Genomic DNA, 18,797 nt, shown 5'->3' on the forward strand with positions numbered 1-18,797 from the left:
ATTTGATAGCAGATAGTTATACTATTTGTTAATCCTATATTAATACATGAATGTAAAACTTGGTTGGGTTGTAAAAATGTTATAATTTTGCAACCCAATTTTAGTATGTAAAAAAATGAATATTACAAGAAATAATGTTGACGCATTAAATGCGGTTGTAACAGTTGAAGTATCAAAGGCAGATTATGCTCCTCAAGTTGACAAAGTTTTAAAAAACTACTCAAAAAATGCTAGTGTTCCTGGTTTTAGAAAAGGTGCAGTTCCAATGAGCCTGATCCAGAAACAATACGGAAAGGCAGTTTTACTGGAAGAAGTAAACAAGGTGTTACAGGAAAACCTTAACAACTACCTGGCTTCTGAAAAATTGGATATACTTGGGAACCCGCTTCCAAAAATCAATGAAGACTTCAATTGGGATGCAGATGATTATTCTTTTGAATTCGAATTGGGTCTTGCACCTGAGTTTACGGTAGATTTAGAGGCTAAAAATAAAATCACTTACTACAAGATTACTGCCGATGACAAAATGCTTGATGATCAGGTAAAACGCATCCAGAAGCAATATGGTAAATTGATTTCTAAAGATACGGTAGAAGAAGGTTTTGACGTGACCGGTACTTTTACTAACGAAGAAAACGGAATCAACAATACGGTTACAATTTCTCTTGATATTTTTAAAGATAAAAAGACAGCTAAAAAATTCATCGGAAAGAAAGTAGGCGATGTTGTTACTTTAAAAACAAAAGGTCTTTTTGATGACGATCATAAATTAATGGATTACCTTAAAGTAAGCCACGATAATGTTCATGGTCTTGATATTGAAGTAGATTTCAAAATTGAAGAAATCAACGCTACAGAATTGGCTGAATTAAATCAGGAGCTTTTCGATAAATTGTTTGGAGAAGGAAATGTAACTTCTGTTGAGCAGGTAAAAGAAAAAATCAAAGAAGATGCTGAAAAGCAATTCGCTTCTCAGGCTGACCAGAAATTCATAAACGATGTAACAACTTCGTTATTGGAAAATACTAAATTCGATTTGCCGGCTGCTTTCCTTAAAAAATGGATTCAGACTGTTGGTGAAACACCTTTGACAGCAGAGCAGGCAGAAGAAGAATATGCAAGATCTGAAAACGGACTTCGCTACCAATTGATTGAAGGTAAAGTGATGGCTCAAAATAACCTTCAGATTACTTTTGATGATTTGAAAGCGTATACTGCTGATGTTATCAAAAAGCAAATGGCACAATTCGGACAAATGAATCCAACTGATGAAGATGTAGATGGAATTGTGGCTAGAGTACTTTCGAACCAGGAAGAAGTAAAAAGACTTTCGGAACAGGTAATGAATGAAAAAATGCTAAACCTGTTCAAAGAAAAAGTAAAAGCAAAGACAAAAGAGGTTTCTTACGAGCAGTTTATCAAAGAAATGTACGGAGAATAAATTCTTGAAAAAATCGTTATCTTTAAGGCGCCAAAGTATTTTTTGGCGCTCTTTGTTTTATGCTTCCTCGGATTTTATACTCAGATACTGACGGATTGTCCGATTGTGTAAATGCTTTTCATGCCAATCAGGTGAGATTTGCCCTTAGCACGAACTTTGCATAGTCAAAGAATATAACAAGAACTGTTTTTATAACTCGTAACTTTTAACTTAATTTAAAAAAATGGATTACGGTAAAGAATTTAAAAAATTTGCTATAAAGCACCAGGGCGTTAACAGCATGTATTACGATAAAATCGTTAATAGCATGACGCCATATATTATTGAAGAAAGACAATTAAACGTATCGCAATTGGATGTGTTTTCGCGTTTGATGATGGACAGAATCATTTTCCTTGGAACAGGAGTTGATGATCATGTAGCCAACATTATTCAGGCACAATTGCTGTTTTTGGAAAGTGTTGATTCATCAAAAGATGTTCAAATCTATATCAACTCTCCTGGCGGAAGTGTATATGCCGGGTTGGGAATTTATGATACGATGCAGTACATCAAACCGGATGTGGCTACTATCTGTACGGGAATGGCCGCTTCTATGGGAGCAGTTTTACTTTGTGCGGGAGCAGCAGGAAAACGTTCGGCTTTGCCACATTCAAGGGTTATGATTCACCAACCATCAGGAGGAGCACAAGGTGTCGCTACCGATATGGAAATCAATCTTCGCGAAATGTTGAAGCTGAAAGATGAATTGTATGAAATCATCTCTAAGCATTCAGGACAACCTTTTGACAGAGTTCATAAAGACAGCGAAAGAGATTACTGGATGAAAGCTGATGAGGCAAAAGAATACGGAATGATTGATGAGGTTTTGAGAAGAAGTTAATAAAATTAGTTTTTAGTGTATAGTTGATAGTTTATACAAAGCAACTATCAACTATACACTATACACTATCAATTAATAAATATGGCTAAAGAAGTATTAGAGTGTTCTTTTTGTGGAAGGAAAAAGCCAGAAACAAATCTGCTGATTGCAGGAATTGACGCGCATATTTGCGACAGGTGCATCGAACAGGCACACGGAATCGTCATCGAAGAACTAAAGCAGAACAAAAGAAACGGGGCAATGGCTTCGGATCTGATTTTGCAAAAACCAAAAGAGATTAGAGCTTTTTTGGATAAATATGTTATTGGACAGGACCAGACGAAAAAAGTTATGTCTGTTGCTGTTTACAACCACTACAAGCGTCTGATGCAACAGCAATCCGACGATGAGGTTGAAATTGAAAAGAGCAACATCATTATGGTTGGACAAACGGGTACAGGAAAAACATTGGTGGCAAAAACCATTGCCAAGATGTTGGATGTGCCTTTGGCAATAGTAGATGCAACTGTATTGACCGAAGCGGGTTATGTGGGTGAGGATGTTGAAAGTATTCTTACGAGGTTGCTTCAGGCTGCTGACTATGATGTGGCAAAAGCTGAACGTGGAATCGTTTTTATTGATGAGATTGATAAAATTGCCAGAAAAAGCGATAACCCATCCATCACAAGGGATGTTTCCGGAGAAGGTGTTCAACAGGCGTTATTGAAACTTTTGGAAGGAACCGTAGTCAATGTGCCGCCAAAAGGAGGAAGAAAACACCCGGACCAAAAATTTGTCGAAGTAAATACGCAAAACATCCTGTTTATTGCCGGCGGTGCTTTTGACGGAATAGAAAGAATTATTTCTAAACGTTTGAACCGTCAGGCTGTTGGATACAGTTCTTCAAAAAATACAGACAATATTGACAAGGATAATCTGTTGCAGTATGTTATTCCAAAAGACATAAAAGATTTCGGATTGATTCCTGAAATCATTGGACGTCTTCCGGTTTTGACACATATGGATCCTCTTGACAGAGAAACTTTAAGAGCCATTCTTACAGAGCCAAAAAATGCATTAATCAAGCAATACCAAAAGCTCTTTGCTATGGACGATGTAGAACTTTCGGTTTCTGGCGAAGCATTGGATTATGTAGTTGATAAAGCTCTTGAATACAAGCTGGGAGCACGTGGTCTGCGTTCTTTGTGTGAAGCCATCCTGACTGATGCGATGTATGACCTGCCAAGTTCAGACGATAAGACTTTGGTGATTGATAAATCGTATGCAGAAAATGCCTTGGACAAAAACCTTTTGCAGCGTTTGAAAGCAGCATCTTAAAAAAATATAATTATTGAAAAATAAAAATCCCGATGAGCCTATCATCGGGATTTTTTTTGTCTGATTTCAATTAAAGTCCTCTACTGCCTTCGTTGGCTTTCTCTACCTGAATGTTGGTGTTTTCGGTCTGTAATTTCAAGTTTCCAAAGTTGTAGGTCAATGAAATTCGGAATGTCCTGGAGTCATTTTTTTCGTAAAATAAGGTCCTTAGGTTTTTCCCTTCTACCAATGCATTCACTTCATTCGCATTGAAGACATCAAAGCAGTGAAGTCCTACTTTTAATTTTTTATCCAAAAATTCCTTGTTGAAAGAAATGTCAAATTGCTGGATAGGCTTTTCGATTCGGTAAATTTCCCAGTTTCCTTTTGGAAGGAAAAAATAAGACATATTATTGGTAATTCCCCACGGAAGATGAGTTTGAGCTTCTAAACTAAAGTTTACCATTCCTTTGTTCTTGAATGTAAAATCATAGCCTTCGATATCTGTTTTTATATAGTTGATATTAGCATAGATATAGTTCATCTTGTCAATCTCATTCAGTCGTTTTGAAAATTCTTCACTGCTTTTGAAAAAATAGTCTAACGGAATCGGGAAAGACAAAGAAGTACTAAATGTTTTGATTTTATCAAAGGCTGCAAATGTCCTGTTGCTTACCAATTCGCCATCTTTTGCACTGAAAATGAATTGAGTGTCGTTTTTGGCAACGGCGTAATTGGTGCTAAGGCTCACATATTGAAAAGCTGTAATCTTAAATCCATAATTGTCAAAAAATATAGGCTGTAGTGCTATATTTCCGGTAGAAGTATTGTATCGGTTAAAGTTCGAGCCGTTATTCGGGTCAATCGTAAAATACCCCGGTTGGGAAATCTTTTTGGAGTAAGAAGTACTCATGTTGATGTTTTCTGTTGCCTCAAACAAAATACTGGCATTTGGGAAAAAACGATTGTTGTTGAATTTGATCTTATCGGCAACCGTACTTGCTTCTCGCTCAATTTCGAAATTTTCAAAACGAAGACCGGCTGTGAAATTGAATTTTTTATACTTTTTTCGGGCTTCTACATAAAAGGCGAGATTGTGTTCTGTATAATCAAAATCAATAACCGATTCGTAAATGTTTGAATTGAATATAGCATCGCTATCTTCTTCAAAATTATATTTTCCTAAGTCCGTTACTTTTGTCGTATTGTATTTACCTCCCGTATTAATGGTAAAGGCATATTTCTCAAAAGGAAATGAAAAATCATATTTCAAATAATAATTGGTCAACCCAAAATCAATATCAGAGTTGTTGTAGGTGTATTTGTTGTTTTCAAAAGAAGTGGAACGGTTCAACGGATTTCGGTCAAACATATTGGTGTAAGCTATTACGTCCAATGTCCTGCCTAAGGTGTCGAGTTTTGTCTTAAACTGCAAACTCAGTTCCTGATTGTTTGCTTTTGTTTTAGCAATACCGTGGTTGCTGAAATCAATCGTATTGCCAAAAGCCGTACTTGTGTTGTCATTACTGTCGTTAGAAAGACTCATGTTGTAATTGAAAAGAATATTCGATTTCTCGGATAACTTATAATTGAGTCCCGTTCTCCAATATACGTTTCTGAAAATCATGGTCTCAAAATTTTCCTGCTGTAGTTTTACCGGTGGATTGAAGTAGGTAAATTCCTGTCCGTTTTTGTTTCTGTTTTCACGTTCAATATAGTTTACGCCAAACATTGTCTGCCAGCTCAGGTTGTTTTTCTTTCCATTGAGAAGAATCTGTGGGCTTGGCTTTTGGTATTTGTTGAAATTGTAGTTGATGTTAAAGCTGGCATTCACGCCTTTCATCTTTTTGCTGTTCGTTACAATATTGATAATAGAACCGCTGGCATTAGCATCATAGGAAGCGCCCGGATCATAAATAAGCTCTATTTTTTCTATGGCATTGGCAGGAAGGCTGTTCAGGTAATTCTGAAGGTCGGTTCCGGTCAGATTGCTTGGAGCGCCATCAATATAAACGGTAACACCTTTTCCGTTTAAAGTCAGTCCGCCAACAGGTGATGCTACTACGCCGGGAAGCTTTTTAATGGCTTCTAAAGTAGTGCCGCTATTTAGCATTCCGTTTTCTTTAATGCTGATGATGGTCTTATCAGACTCAACTTTCATGTATTGGCGCTGGTTTCCATAAACGGTTACTTCACTCAATTCATTTGTCTTGTCTTTCAGCTCAATATTCTGGACGATTTTTTCCCGATTTTGTGCTGTCACTTCAAATGGAAGGACAGTTTCCTGAATGTCTAATCCTGAAATAGTGAAAATATAATTCCCTAATTCAATTTTTTTGGTAAGTGTGAATTTACAGCCATTGGCCCTGTAAGCGCCGATTTTAGTCTTGCTGTTTCCTTCGATTTTCTCCAGAAGAATTTCTCTTTCAGACGAATCGTTTTCACAAGGAGTGCCATTTTTAGGGCTGTTAAGCTCAAGATAGGTGGGTGATTGTTGTGCAGATACGATACTACTTATGCTTAAGACAAGCATAACAAATAATGATTTCATTTTGATTAGTTTGATTGATGATGATACCCATCAGACTTTTCAAAATAAAATTTGTTACAGAAAAAACTTAGTTTTTATTTGAGATAAAACAACTTTAACACTTTTCTCTGGTTTTCAATAAGCAAGAAGCCCTAATTAGGTACTTACAGAATGTTGCATCGACTTTAATTCCTCCAAATAATTCCTCTGGTTAGAAAGTCGGGGGATTTTGTGTTGTCCGCCTAACTTGTCCTGTTCCTTTAGCCAATCATAGAATAAGTTTGTTCTGGCTACGTTAATGATTAACGGGTTTAAGGTCATGTTGTTGTGGCGTTTTGCCTCGTAGTCTGAATTTAGAGACTGTAGCGTATCGTCTAAAACCTGCCTGAAATGGGAAATGTTTTCAGGAGCATTTTTAAATTCAATCATCCATTCGTGTGCGCCTTTTTCCTTTCCTTCCATAAAAACCGGCGCTACAGTATAGTCAATAACCTCGGTATTGGTAATCTTACAGGCTTTGGCAATTGCTTTGTCTGTATTTTCGACGATAAGCTCTTCTCCAAAAACATTAATATGATGTTTGGTTCTGCCGCTCACTCGAATTCTGTAGGGATTTAAAGAAGTAAATCGCACGGTGTCGCCTACCATATAGCGCCATAGTCCGGCATTGGTAGTGATTACAATAGCATAATTTTTGCCTAATTCTACTTCAGATAGCCTGATGGTTTTTTGTTCCGGTGTTCCAAAAGTATCCATCGGAATAAATTCATAGAATATTCCGTAATCCAACATTAACAAAAGGTCGCTTGAATTGTTGAGGTCCTGAATGGCAAAAAAACCTTCAGACGCATTGTAGATTTCGTAATATTGGAATTCTGAACTGGGAAGTATTTTTTTGTATTGCTCACGGTAAGGTTCAAAACTCACACCGCCATGAAAATAAACTTCCAGATTAGGCCAGATTTCGAGCAGATTTGATTTTCCGGTAGCTTCCAGGGTTTTGTTCATCAGTACCAGCATCCAGGAAGGAACCCCGGCAAAACTGGTCACATTTTCATGGATGGTTTCATTGATAATTGCCGGAATTTTGGTTTCCCATTCGCTCATTAAGGAAACTTTATTACTTGGCGTACTGCTAAACTCGGCCCAAATTGGCATATTGTCAATCAGGATGGCTGACAGGTCTCCAAAAAAAGTATTGTTGTCTTCATACAATTGCTTACTGCCACCCAAACGCAGGCTTTTGCCGGTAAACAATTGTGATTCTTCATTGTTGTTGAGGTACAAGCTCAATAAATCTTTTCCGGCCTTATAATGGCAATTTTCTAAAGCTTCGGTACTTACCGGAATGAATTTGCTTTTGGCATTGGTTGTTCCGCTTGATTTGGCAAACCATTTTATAGGTGTGCTCCAGAAAACGTTTTGTTCCCCTTTTCGTGTTCTTTCAATCAAAGGCTCCAGATCTTCATAAGTGGAAACCGGAACCCTTTCAGTAAATTCCTGATAAGATTTTACAGAAGAAAAATCATATTGTTTGCCAATGACGGTTTGTTCGGCAGTCCGTATCAGGTTCAGAAGCAATTCTTCCTGGACTTCATTGGGGTATTTCAGGAATAATTCAATTTGATGGATTCTTTTTTTTAAAATCCATGTTGCTACTGAATTGATTATGGGTAACGCCATTTTTTAGGTTTGAGTTATGATTTATGAGTTATGAATTCTAACTTTACCAAAAATAAAAAAAATAGTCGAAAGTCAAGTATTTCTGACTATAAAGCAATCGCCTCAACTTAAATCCGAAATTATAATGCAATACGAAGGTGTTCTTACTAAGATGGAAACGGAATTTGCAAGTCCGATTCAATATTATATGACTTTTGAAAACAGCTTCCTGAACGTAAATCAGGCTCTCGATAAGAATATAGAAATAAGTTTTTTGGGCTACCAATGCCTGAACTGTTCAAAAAAGAAAAAAATATTTCGTCAGGGTTTCTGCTATGACTGTTTTTATAGCAGTCCGGCTGTGGGAGACTGGATTATGAGACCCGAACTCAGTACGGCGCATCTGGGTATTGCAGACAGGGATCTGGACTATGAAACCAGGGTTCAGCTGCAACCGCATATTGTATATCTGGCTTTGTCGAGTGAAATAAAAGTAGGAGTGACGAGAAAAACACAAGTGCCTACCCGTTGGATCGATCAGGGTGCTGATGAGGCCGTTTCAATTGTTGAGGTTCCCAATCGTTATTTGGCAGGAATTACAGAAGTAGCTCTTAAAAATCATTTTGTAGATAAAACCAATTGGCGAAAAATGTTGCAGAATGAAGTGGTTTCGTTGGACTTGATGGCCGAAAGAATGCGTATTTTTGAAAGGCTTCCGGAGGAAGTCCGGCCTTATTTCAATACCGATTTGAATGAACATTTCATACTCAAATATCCGGTTTTAAGATTTCCAAAGAAAGTCACCGGATTAAATCTGGAAAAAATCCCAAACTATGAAGGCCGATTAATAGGTGTAAAAGGACAATACCTGATTTTTGAAGACGGAACCGTTTTAAATGTCCGCAGTTATGAAGGTTATGTTATTGGAATGAATATTTCTTAAAAGAAACACCCTGCCAGGGTTCAAAACGCTGGCAGGGTGTTTCTTTTTATTTTAGAAAATGTCTATTCTTTTTTCTTCTTATTAAAAAGCCCTTTAATTCCTTCAGAGACTTTTGTCTTTACATCTTCTTTAGGCGTTGACGTCTGTGTTTTTGTAGTATCTTTTTTGTTGCCTCCCAAAAGATTTTCCAGTGCACTGGTCCCTTTAGTAACCAATTTATCTTTTTCTGATTTAATCAGTTGGTTGGCCAGTTTAGTAACGGCCTGCTCAATATCAGTAGAAACTTTAGGGTTTTTGAAATTACCGGTAAGTATTGCCGTAACCGGAATATTCTCCAATTTGTTGGCTTCGGCAGGAGTCAGTTTTGCAATTAGCTTATTGGCATCGTTTCCTAAGTATTTTGCAGGAACATCAAATTTCAGGTTGTAATTCATCGATTGGTCAAAGCCGTGCTGTCCACCAACATTAATCTTAATATCCTGATACTTGATGTCAAAAGGTTTTACGTTGACTTTCCCATCTTTAAAAGTAAGATTGGCTTTTAAGTCGTTCAGGTTTAATTTTTGTAAATCGATAAACTTTACCTTTTCATCAAGCTTGTTCAATACAGCAGAATTCTTGGCATTTACAGTAGTCGATAACAGCTGCCCAAAAAGGTCACCTGAAAGTGTATTCAAATCTGGCGACATGGTTTTGGCATCCAGATTACCGGACAATTTGATGGTCGAATTTAATTTTCCGTTAATCGCCTCGGCAATTGGAGCAATCTTTTTCATCATGTCCAATTGTGTAAATGTCTGGTTGATGTCAACTGTCGTTAACCCAAGATTCATATCAAATGTAGGTACTTTACCTTTGGTAGAAACATCACCGGTAGCGGTTATCAATCCGTTAAAGATTGAAGTTTTCAGGTTTTGCAATGAAACGGCTTCGTCCTTTACTACAATTTTTCCGGATACGTCTTTAAGATTCAGGTTGTCATAAACTACAGTGTTTGCAGAAGCATTCAGCGTAACGTTTAAAAGTTTAGGAATCTTGACAGCCTCTGTAGTAACTGTTTTGTTGTTAACCGTAGTTTCTGTTTTCGACATAAAGTCCGAAACTAAAAACTGGTTAGATTTCATGGTAAAGTTTCCTCTTAATTCCTGGTTTTTGAAAGCATAACCCAGGAAGTTTTCCAGAGTTCCATTCACTTTCAGGTCGGTTTTTCCGGTAGTCATGTCTAACTGCTGCAGATTGATTTTTTGGTTTGAGAATTGGGCAGCGGCCGTATTGATTGTATAGGTTTTTTTGTCTGCATCAACATATTTGAATCCGGTAATACTTGCGTTACCCATAGCCTGTATGTTCTGGTATTGATTGGCTTCCACAGATTTCATGTCAAACTTCGTTTCAACATCGGCTTTTAATATTCCGGAAAGCGGCGTGTCCAGCTTTACCGGATAAGCTTTAGAAACATTCCCCAAATTGATTGTTCCTTTTAGCTTGGCATCAACCAAAGGATTCTCAACGATGTTTTTTACATTGGCCTGAACATTGAAAACGTCCTGGTCGATTCTGAAAGAAAGCTTGTCCAAATTGATATAAGTATCATTCAGGTTTCCGGATTCATTGATGATTTTGGTATCAATTACAATGTTCTCTACAGATTTTGGCAGGTCAGGATATTTGAATGAAGCATTATTTGACGCAATGGCCAGATTGAATTTAGGAATGGTTTTGTCGCTGTATAGTCCTTTTGCAAAACCGGAAACTTTAAAGTCACCTGTTGTTTTTACGGTATTCAGATTTCCGGCATAAGCCTCAGGAATGACACCCAGGAAATTCTTGAATGATGAGGTTGGTGTTTTAAAAGTCAGGTCGTATTCCTGTCCGGCATCCACAATCTGGATAAAACCATCAAATTCCAAAGGTAATTGGTTAATTAGTGCCTTGTTGTCTTTGAAAGTATATTTGCTGTTTTCGAGGTCAATACCCAATACGGCATCCAAATCCAATTTGACGTTTTTCATATAATTGGTCTTGTCCATGTCCAATGAAACTTTGGCTGTAGTTTTTGTAGTCAGGTCTAATTTTGAAGCTGCAAAATTTCCTTTTCCAGTATGGTTCAGGCTGTCAATCACCATTTTCACCTTTGAACGTTCGTCAAAGTAAGTAAAACGCAGATTTTCTATTTCATAGTTCTGGATGTTCATGGCAAAGGGCTTACTTTCAGAATCGTCCTTTTTTTCTTTATCGTCTTTTATGGCAATATCGAAATTGCCAACACCATTCTTGTCAAAAAGAATATTGACCACACCATTAGTAGAAGAAAATGATTCGATATTCATTGGTTCACCATCGCCTTTGAAAAGTTCCCTGACAGACATTTTCAGGTTTACTTCTCCGGCATAAAGCAGGGTGTCGCCTTCAAAAGGAGCTTTGTTGATAATAGCCAGCTTGTCAATAGTGACATTAGCACGCGGGAAGCTTTTGAACAGGCTCAAATGCACATCATCAAACGCTACTTTCGCGTCTACCTTCTCATTAATTGATTTCAGCACCAACTGCTGAATTTTATCTTTAAACAAGAATGGAGCCGCAGCTAATGCAATTATCACTACCAGAAGGAATATACCAATACCTTTTAAAATCTTTTTTAACATAATAAAATCATTTGTTTAGCGAATTTATAACAAAAATTAAACCAAATAGCTTAATAAAAGTATAAAAAATGAATTTTTTAAATAAAAAACAATTAGGAAATGTCTGAATAAAAAAAATCAGGGACTAGCCCTGATTTAATTGTAATTTATTTTTGGTCGCTATTTTATATTGATTTCATAAGGGAGCAGTGCCTGCATTCCTTTTTGAGCGCTCATTCTTCTGATTTGCTCAATCATCTGGTAGTTTTCCTCGCCAACTTCTTCTTTGATAAAGCTTTCTTTCGACTTCATAAAAGGCATTCCGCCAAATAAATCTCCAAATTTTTTCTCATAAGAAGGGAAATCAGCTGTTTTATATTCCTTAATATTTGCCAGTTTTGCAGCTTCCTTCAAGGCATCATCCATGCCGCCAATTTTGTCTACCAATCCAATTTTCAGGGCATCGGTACCGGTCCAGACTCTTCCCTGTGCGATAGAATCAACAGCTTCAAATTTCATATTTCTCCCCTGGGCAACGCGGCCTACAAAAACTTTGTAGATATTTTCTACACTTTCCTGAAGGGTGCCTTTTGTTCCTTCATCCAATGGCAGGAAGATGCTGTATCCGGCTGCGTTCTGATGTGTTTTTACCTGTTCGGTATGAATACCGATATTGTTGGTCAGTTTTGTAATGTTTGGCAATGTTCCAAAAACTCCAATTGAGCCAGTGATTGTTGTTTCTTCAGCGAAGATTTTGCTGGCATTGCAAGCTATATAATAACCTCCGGAAGCAGCAACATTACCCATAGAAACAACTACCGGTTTTACTTTTTTGGTCAGTTCAATTTCTCTCCAAATCAGGTCGGAAGTCAAGGCGCTACCACCCGGACTGTCAATTCTCAAGACAATGGCTTTAACATTTTTGTCTTTTCTGGCTTTTTGCAAAGAACGTCTCATTGAGCCTTCGCCTATAATATTTACATCACCTTCTCCGCTAAGTATGGTTCCCTGTGCGTAGATAATAGCAATAGTGTTGTCAGTGGCAGGTTTTTTTCCTGTTGTTGAGTTTTTATGGGCATAGTCAATAATGCTTACCGTATTGTATTCTTCATCTTTTTTGACTTTTAGAGCTTTACGGATACCGTCATGATATTCGTCTTCATAAGCAATCTTATCAATAAGCTTCTCTGCTTTTGCCATTTCAGGAGTTCTTGCCAGCAGGCCATTTGCGATTTCATTCAGTCGGTCAACAGAAATGTTTCGGCTTTTTGAAATGTCGGCAACTACAGAATTCCACACAGAATTTAATAAAACAGAAATCTGCTCCCGGTTGGCCTCACTCATTTCGTTAGCCAAATAAGGTTCCACGGCGCTTTTGTATTTTCCATGACGGATAACTTCCATTTTAATGCCGGTTTTTTCCTGGAAGTCTTTGTAGAACATAACTTCGGAAGAAAGTCCCTTGAAATCCATTTCTCCAACCGGGTTAAGATAAATGGTGTCGGCAACAGAATTTAAGTAATATTCTTTCTGGCTGTAAGAATTCGCATAGGCCACGACAAATTTTCCGGACTTCTTAAAGTCTTCCAGTTTGTCACGAAGTGCCTTGCTTTGTGCCATTCCTAATAATGAAATGTTATTCAGTATTGAAATTCCTTTGATTTTGCTGTCTGTTTTTGCCGCATCAATAGCATTGATAACGTCAGAAAGCCCGTTTGTTTTTTCTTCATTCAGGAACTCGAAATCCTCGTATAAAAATTTTCCGGCATAGTCGTTGGTTACTTCTTCGAGATTGAGTTCAATTACGGAGTTATCTTTTACGGTGACGGTTTTTTCGTTATTGCCAAACAAAGCGGCAATAATTATAAATCCGAAGAAAAGGATAAACAGGAAAACAAATAAGCCGAGTACGGTTGAAAATACATTCTTTAAAAAATTCATAGTATTGTTATTTCTTTATAGGTCACATACATAATAGAAAAGTTACAAATTTCGGAGGAATAATTTCAGGTTGCAACTTAAAAATGTGCTTTTGTGTGAAATACTTTTCCTTAATTTGCAGTCTATGAAAATGCAGCACCAGGCCATATTATCTATCGGAAGCAATCAAGGCGACAGGCTTCGCAATATTCAGGAAGCTATTGATTTGATTCACAGCGAGGTTGCGACTGTTGTGAAAGTTTCCAGGTTGTATGAAACGCCGGCCTGGGGTTTTGAAGGCGATGCATTTTATAATTGTGCCCTATTGGTTCATACCTGCAAAGAGTCTGCGGTGCTTTTGGATGAAATCTTAAACGCCGAACTTCGTTTAGGAAGAATCAGAAACAAGGCAATGGGTTATCAGTCCCGGACTATTGATATAGATGTCATCAGTTTTGATGAAGAAATAATCGATACCGAAAACCTGAAAGTACCACATCCACGCATGGCCGACAGGAAATTTGTGTTGCTGCCGATGGACGACCTGAAATCGGATTTTGTGCATCCTGTATTGCAGAAGAATGTGACCGAATTGTTGAGAGAGTGCCAGGATGATTCGGATTGTAAGGTGGTTTCCAATTTGAAATCTCCGGTAACAGATTATCATTTTGACCGATTCAATTATATAGCCATTGAAGGAAATATTGGCGCCGGAAAAACAACATTGGCTCACAAAATTGCTGAAGATTTTAATGCCAAGACAGTTTTGGAAGGTTTTGCAGACAATCCTTTTTTGCCAAAATTTTATAAAGACCAGGCGAGGTATGCTTTTCCGTTAGAAATGTCATTTTTGGCCGACAGATACCAGCAGTTGTCACAGGATTTGGCACAATTTGACCTGTTTAAGGATTTTATTGTTGCAGACTACCATATTTTTAAATCCCTGATTTTTGCCAAAGTTACTTTAGGAGAAGACGAATACCGTTTGTATAAAACGCTTTTCGATATCATCTACAAGGAAATGAAAAAGCCCGATTTGTATGTGTATCTTTATCAGAACACGGAGCGGCTATTGGAGAACATCAAAAAAAGAGGACGTTCCTATGAGCAGGAAATCCCGGCAGAATATCTGGATAAAATCAGCAGGGGATACCTGGACTATATAAAATCTCAAAAAGATTTGAATGTCCTGATCATTGATGTTTCGGATAAAGATTTTGTCAAAAACCAAAGTGATTATCTTCAGATTTTAAACGAAATCGAAAGCAAGGCTTTGGCTGTATAAGCTAGTAATTCAGTTTCTGGAACAAATCCCATACTACAATTCCGGCACTTACAGAAATGTTTAGCGAATGTTTGGTTCCCAATTGTGGAATTTCTATTGTTCCCTCACACTTTTTGATGGCTTCCTGCGAAACACCTTTTACTTCGTTTCCAAAAACCAGAGCATATTTCTGTCCGCTTTTTGGTTCGAATTCCTGAAGTGAAATAGAGTTTTCTACTTGTTCTATTGCCATGACCGAAACGTTTTCTTTTTGTAACGTATCAATAACTTCCAAAACGTCTTTTGCATATTCCCAGGCAACGGTTTCGGTAGCGCCTAAAGCTGTTTTATGGATTTCTTTATTGGGTGGAGTTGCCGTGATACCGCAGAGATAGATTTTTTCAATCAAAAAAGCATCGGCTGTTCTGAAAACAGAACCGATATTGTGCAGGCTTCGGATGTCGTCCAGGATGATTGTAATTGGTGTTTTTTCTGCCTGTTTAAAATCTTCAATGCTTTTTCTTTCTAATTCGCTGTTGGCAAGTTTTCTCATAAATGCGGATGCAATATTGTTAGTTTTTCTATTTTAGCAAAAATAATTTAAAAATCTGAATACTCTTGGCCACGAAAGACAAAACTCCGAAAGAAACTCCGTTAATGAAGCAATACAATGAGATTAAGGCGAAATATCCGGACGCCTGTTTGTTGTTCAGAGTAGGGGATTTTTATGAAACTTTTGGAGAAGATGCAATACGCGCTTCAAAAATACTGGGAATCGTCCTGACAAAAAGAGGCGCAGGTTCCGATACGGAAACGGCTTTGGCCGGATTCCCGCACCATTCCCTGAATACTTATCTGCCTAAACTGGTTAAAGCCGGACTTCGCGTAGCGATTTGCGACCAGCTTGAAGACCCGAAAATGACAAAAACTATCGTGAAGCGTGGTGTTACTGAATTGGTGACTCCCGGCGTTTCTATGAATGATGAGGTGTTGCAGTCTAAATCGAATAACTTCCTGGCTTCGATTTATTTTGGGAAAAGGATTATAGGTATTTCATTTTTGGATGTTTCTACGGGAGAATTTTTAGCAGCACAGGGTAATGAAGAATATATAGACAAGCTGCTCCAGAACTTTAGCCCAAGCGAAGTGCTGGTTCCAAAACAGAACAAGGCCAACTTTAAAGAGGTTTTTGGTGAAGACTTCCATAACTTTTATCTTGAAGACTGGGTGTATAAAGAAGATTATGCTTTTGAAACGCTAACGGGACATTTTCAGACCAATTCCTTAAAAGGATTTGGAATTGAAGAATTGCCGGAGGGAATTATTGCGTCAGGAGCGATATTGTATTATCTGTCCGAAACACAGCATAACAAAGTACAGCATATTACTTCAATACAGCGAATTGCGGAAGATGCTTATGTTTGGATGGACCGATTCACTATCCGGAATTTAGAATTATACCATAGTTATAACCCGAATGCGGTAACACTGTTGGATGTTATTGACAGGACGCTTTCCCCTATGGGTGGTCGCCTCTTAAAGCGTTGGCTGGCCTTGCCGTTAAAAGATGCAGATAAGGTTAAAGGACGTCATGAAGTGGTTTCTTATCTGAAGGAAAATAATGAGGTGCTGAAAAGCATCCAATACCAAATCAAGCAGATTTCGGATTTGGAACGGTTGATTTCAAAAATCGCTACCGGAAAAGTGTCGCCAAGGGAAGTTGTAAACCTGAAGGAATCGTTGGATGCCATTATTCCAATAAAAACATTGGCACTTGACAGTAAGAATACGGCTGTCAAAACGATAGGAGACAGCCTTCATAGTTGTGACCTCCTAAGAGAAAAAATTAAAGAGACCTTAAATCCGGATGCTCCCGTTTCGATCAACAAGGGAAATGCGATTGCCAAAGGTGTGCATGCTGAATTGGACGAGTTAAGAAGTATATCTACTTCCGGCAAAGAATATCTTGAGGGAATCGAAACTCGTGAATCGGAGAGAACAGGAATTTCTTCTTTAAAAATATCTTTTAATAATGTTTTTGGTTATTATATAGAAGTAAGAAATACGCATAAAGATAAGGTGCCGGTCGAATGGATTCGCAAGCAGACCTTGGTCAATGCCGAGCGTTACATTACGGAAGAATTAAAAGAATATGAAACCAAGATTCTGGGTGCAGAAGAGAAAATCCACCAACTGGAAAGCCAGCTTTTTGAACAGCTGGTGGTTTGGATTTCCACTTATATAAAACCGGTACAGCTCAATGCAAATTTAATTGCGCAATTGGACTGCCTGTCTTCATTTACGCAGTTGGCAATCGAGAACAATTACATATGTCCGGTTCTGGATGATACATTTGAACTTGAAATAAAGAACGGTCGCCATCCGGTGATTGAAAAACAGCTTCCGGTGGGAGTTCCTTATATTGCCAATGATGTTTATTTGGACAGGGAAACCCAGCAGATAATCATGATTACAGGTCCTAACATGTCCGGTAAGTCGGCTATTTTGCGCCAAACGGCACTGATTGTACTATTGGCCCAGATGGGAAGCTTTGTTCCGGCAGAAAGCGTTAGAATGGGTATTGTCGATAAGATTTTTACAAGAGTAGGAGCGTCGGATAATATTTCGATGGGCGAATCTACTTTTATGGTGGAGATGAATGAGACCGCTTCCATTCTTAACAACCTTTCAGACAGAAGTTTGGTGCTTTTGGATGAGATAGGAAGAGGAACGAGTACGTATGATGGAATCTCAATCGCCTGGGCAATTGCGGAGTATCTGCATGAACATCCCGGAAGGCCAAAAACCTTATTTGCGACGCACTACCATGAACTTAATGAAATGACCGAAATTCTGGAGCGTATCCAAAATTATAATGTGTCTGTAAAAGAATTAAAGGATACGGTTCTTTTTATCCGAAAACTTATAAAAGGTGGAAGTGCCCATAGTTTTGGAATTCATGTGGCAAAGATGGCAGGAATGCCGCAAACAGTCATCCAGAAAGCGCAGAAACTGCTTAAAAAACTGGAAAAAGACCATTCCGGCGAAGCATTGAATGGCACTAAATCTTCAAATGACGAAATGCAGTTGAGTATTTTTAATTTGGATGACCCGCTTTTAGAAGAAATAAAAGACGAAATACTCAATTTGGATATTAATACGCTGACTCCGGTTGAAGCCCTGATGAAGCTCAATGAAATCAAACGAATGTTAAGAAAGAAGTAATGGGATTTTAAAGATTACGTTATCAGAAAGTTATGTTTTTCTTGATGTTTTTTTGAAAAAAGTTCTTGTATAATTGAATTAATGTATTAAATTTGCATCCGCAATATGGTTCAAGTGTTGCAGTTCTTATCAAATACACAATGCGAAAATAGCTCAGTTGGTAGAGCGCGACCTTGCCAAGGTCGAGGTCGCGGGTTCGAGCCCCGTTTTTCGCTCAAATTAAAGTCCATGCTCGGATGGTGAAATTGGTAGACACGCTGGACTTAAAATCCAGTGAACAGCAATGTTCGTGCGGGTTCAAGTCCCGCTCTGAGTACTCAAAAGCCCCTTTTTAGGGGCTTTTTTATTTTAGTGTTGTATGTGTAATATGGGAATTCTTATAACGAAAATCTGATAAGAACTCTTACGAAGTCAATACGAAGAATTGCTTCAAATTAATTTTTAAAACAGGAGATATTACAGGGTGTTAGTGTTCTGAGGAATTTGTAATATTTAGCCTTTGTGTTATTAATGTCTTCTTGTGAAGACTGAAATTTATTTTTATATTTGGACTACTATCATTAAGGAATAATCAATTAATGAAAAAGCCTCTCAATTGGGAGGCTTTTTTGTCTTTAACTATTTTTGGTTTTATATGGGCGCATTCGTTATCAGTAAAAAAGATGAAGATCACTACAAATTTGTTTATACTTCGCGAAAAGGTAAGATTGTCTTTACCAGTATGACGTATGAATTGAAAATGGATTGCGAGAGCGACATTGAAATTATCAAGGCAAAAGCAGAAACAGCGCTCTGTTTGAAATTTAAGGCCTCCAGTGGCAAGTATTTCTATAAATTGATTATAGACAGTAAAATTTATGCGGTTAGCCGGAAATTCAATACAGAATTACGTTTAGCAAAAGGAATAGCCGAAGTGGCTTTGTATGTGCCTAAAGCCGAGGTGTTGGATTTTACCGGAGCCGATATTTTTGCAGATTTGCCTTAATTTAAATGATTAACGGAAACCAGT

At 37.8% G+C, this 18,797-nt stretch carries 12 protein-coding genes and 2 tRNA genes; 9 read left to right on the forward strand and 5 right to left on the reverse strand.

Annotated features, from left to right (window positions below; genetic code table 11):
* Positions 1–115 precede the first annotated feature (115 nt).
* From tig to clpX, 3 genes are all read left to right on the forward strand, one after another.
* Positions 116–1,441 carry a trigger factor gene (tig, locus tag B0G92_RS04980; RefSeq protein WP_056068172.1) on the forward strand — a complete coding sequence of 442 codons (1,326 nt, stop codon included), beginning with the start codon at positions 116–118 and terminating at the stop codon, positions 1,439–1,441.
* Positions 1,442–1,664: 223 nt separating this feature from the next.
* Positions 1,665–2,324: an ATP-dependent Clp endopeptidase proteolytic subunit ClpP gene (gene clpP / locus B0G92_RS04985; protein WP_056068174.1), complete on the forward strand. Its 660-nt coding sequence runs from the start codon at positions 1,665–1,667 to the stop codon at positions 2,322–2,324.
* Positions 2,325–2,405: 81 nt separating this feature from the next.
* A complete protein-coding gene (gene clpX / locus B0G92_RS04990) occupies positions 2,406–3,641 on the forward strand; it encodes an ATP-dependent Clp protease ATP-binding subunit ClpX (RefSeq protein ID WP_056068176.1) in 1,236 nt (411 codons plus the stop codon).
* 70 nt (positions 3,642–3,711) lie between these two features.
* Here clpX and B0G92_RS04995 read toward each other — a convergent pair whose 3' ends face one another.
* Together B0G92_RS04995 and B0G92_RS05000 are read right to left on the reverse strand one after the other, a co-directional pair.
* Positions 3,712–6,171: an outer membrane beta-barrel family protein gene (locus B0G92_RS04995; RefSeq protein WP_101471293.1), complete on the reverse strand. Its 2,460-nt coding sequence runs from the start codon at positions 6,169–6,171 to the stop codon at positions 3,712–3,714.
* 135 nt (positions 6,172–6,306) lie between these two features.
* Entirely contained in the window at positions 6,307–7,833 is a 1,527-nt protein-coding gene (locus B0G92_RS05000) for a GH3 auxin-responsive promoter family protein (RefSeq protein WP_101471294.1), read from the reverse strand.
* Between the two features lie 124 nt (positions 7,834–7,957).
* Between B0G92_RS05000 and B0G92_RS05005 the strand changes: the two genes are divergently transcribed.
* On the forward strand, positions 7,958–8,755 hold the full coding sequence (locus B0G92_RS05005) for a DUF2797 domain-containing protein (protein ID WP_101471295.1): 798 nt from the start codon (positions 7,958–7,960) through the stop codon (positions 8,753–8,755).
* 62 nt (positions 8,756–8,817) lie between these two features.
* Here B0G92_RS05005 and B0G92_RS05010 read toward each other — a convergent pair whose 3' ends face one another.
* Positions 8,818–11,400, reverse strand: coding sequence for an AsmA-like C-terminal region-containing protein (locus tag B0G92_RS05010; RefSeq protein WP_101471296.1), 2,583 nt, complete (start codon positions 11,398–11,400; stop codon positions 8,818–8,820).
* A gap of 159 nt (positions 11,401–11,559) precedes the next feature.
* Complete coding sequence (gene sppA, locus B0G92_RS05015) at positions 11,560–13,320, reverse strand: signal peptide peptidase SppA (RefSeq protein WP_101471297.1); 1,761 nt, start codon at positions 13,318–13,320, stop codon at positions 11,560–11,562.
* A gap of 124 nt (positions 13,321–13,444) precedes the next feature.
* Here sppA and folK point away from each other — a divergent pair, with 124 nt between their 5' ends.
* The gene (gene folK, locus B0G92_RS05020) at positions 13,445–14,584 is read left to right on the forward strand and encodes a 2-amino-4-hydroxy-6-hydroxymethyldihydropteridine diphosphokinase (RefSeq protein ID WP_101471298.1); all 1,140 of its coding nucleotides are present in this window, start codon (positions 13,445–13,447) and stop codon (positions 14,582–14,584) included.
* Position 14,585: 1 nt separating this feature from the next.
* On the opposite strand, the gene B0G92_RS05025 is transcribed toward folK, so the two are convergent.
* Positions 14,586–15,116, reverse strand: coding sequence for an RNA methyltransferase (locus B0G92_RS05025; RefSeq protein ID WP_056068187.1), 531 nt, complete (start codon positions 15,114–15,116; stop codon positions 14,586–14,588).
* A gap of 65 nt (positions 15,117–15,181) precedes the next feature.
* Between B0G92_RS05025 and mutS the strand changes: the two genes are divergently transcribed.
* From mutS to B0G92_RS05045, 4 genes are all read left to right on the forward strand, one after another.
* Complete coding sequence (mutS, locus tag B0G92_RS05030; protein ID WP_101471299.1) at positions 15,182–17,788, forward strand: DNA mismatch repair protein MutS; 2,607 nt, start codon at positions 15,182–15,184, stop codon at positions 17,786–17,788.
* A 142-nt stretch (positions 17,789–17,930) separates the two neighbouring features.
* Positions 17,931–18,003, forward strand: a tRNA-Gly gene (locus B0G92_RS05035).
* A 15-nt stretch (positions 18,004–18,018) separates the two neighbouring features.
* Positions 18,019–18,104 (forward strand) — tRNA-Leu (locus B0G92_RS05040).
* A 318-nt stretch (positions 18,105–18,422) separates the two neighbouring features.
* Positions 18,423–18,773: a hypothetical protein gene (locus B0G92_RS05045; RefSeq protein WP_056068195.1), complete on the forward strand. Its 351-nt coding sequence runs from the start codon at positions 18,423–18,425 to the stop codon at positions 18,771–18,773.
* Positions 18,774–18,797 lie beyond the last annotated feature (24 nt).

Source organism: Flavobacterium lindanitolerans (genome assembly GCF_002846575.1).
Taxonomy (GTDB): domain Bacteria; phylum Bacteroidota; class Bacteroidia; order Flavobacteriales; family Flavobacteriaceae; genus Flavobacterium; species Flavobacterium lindanitolerans.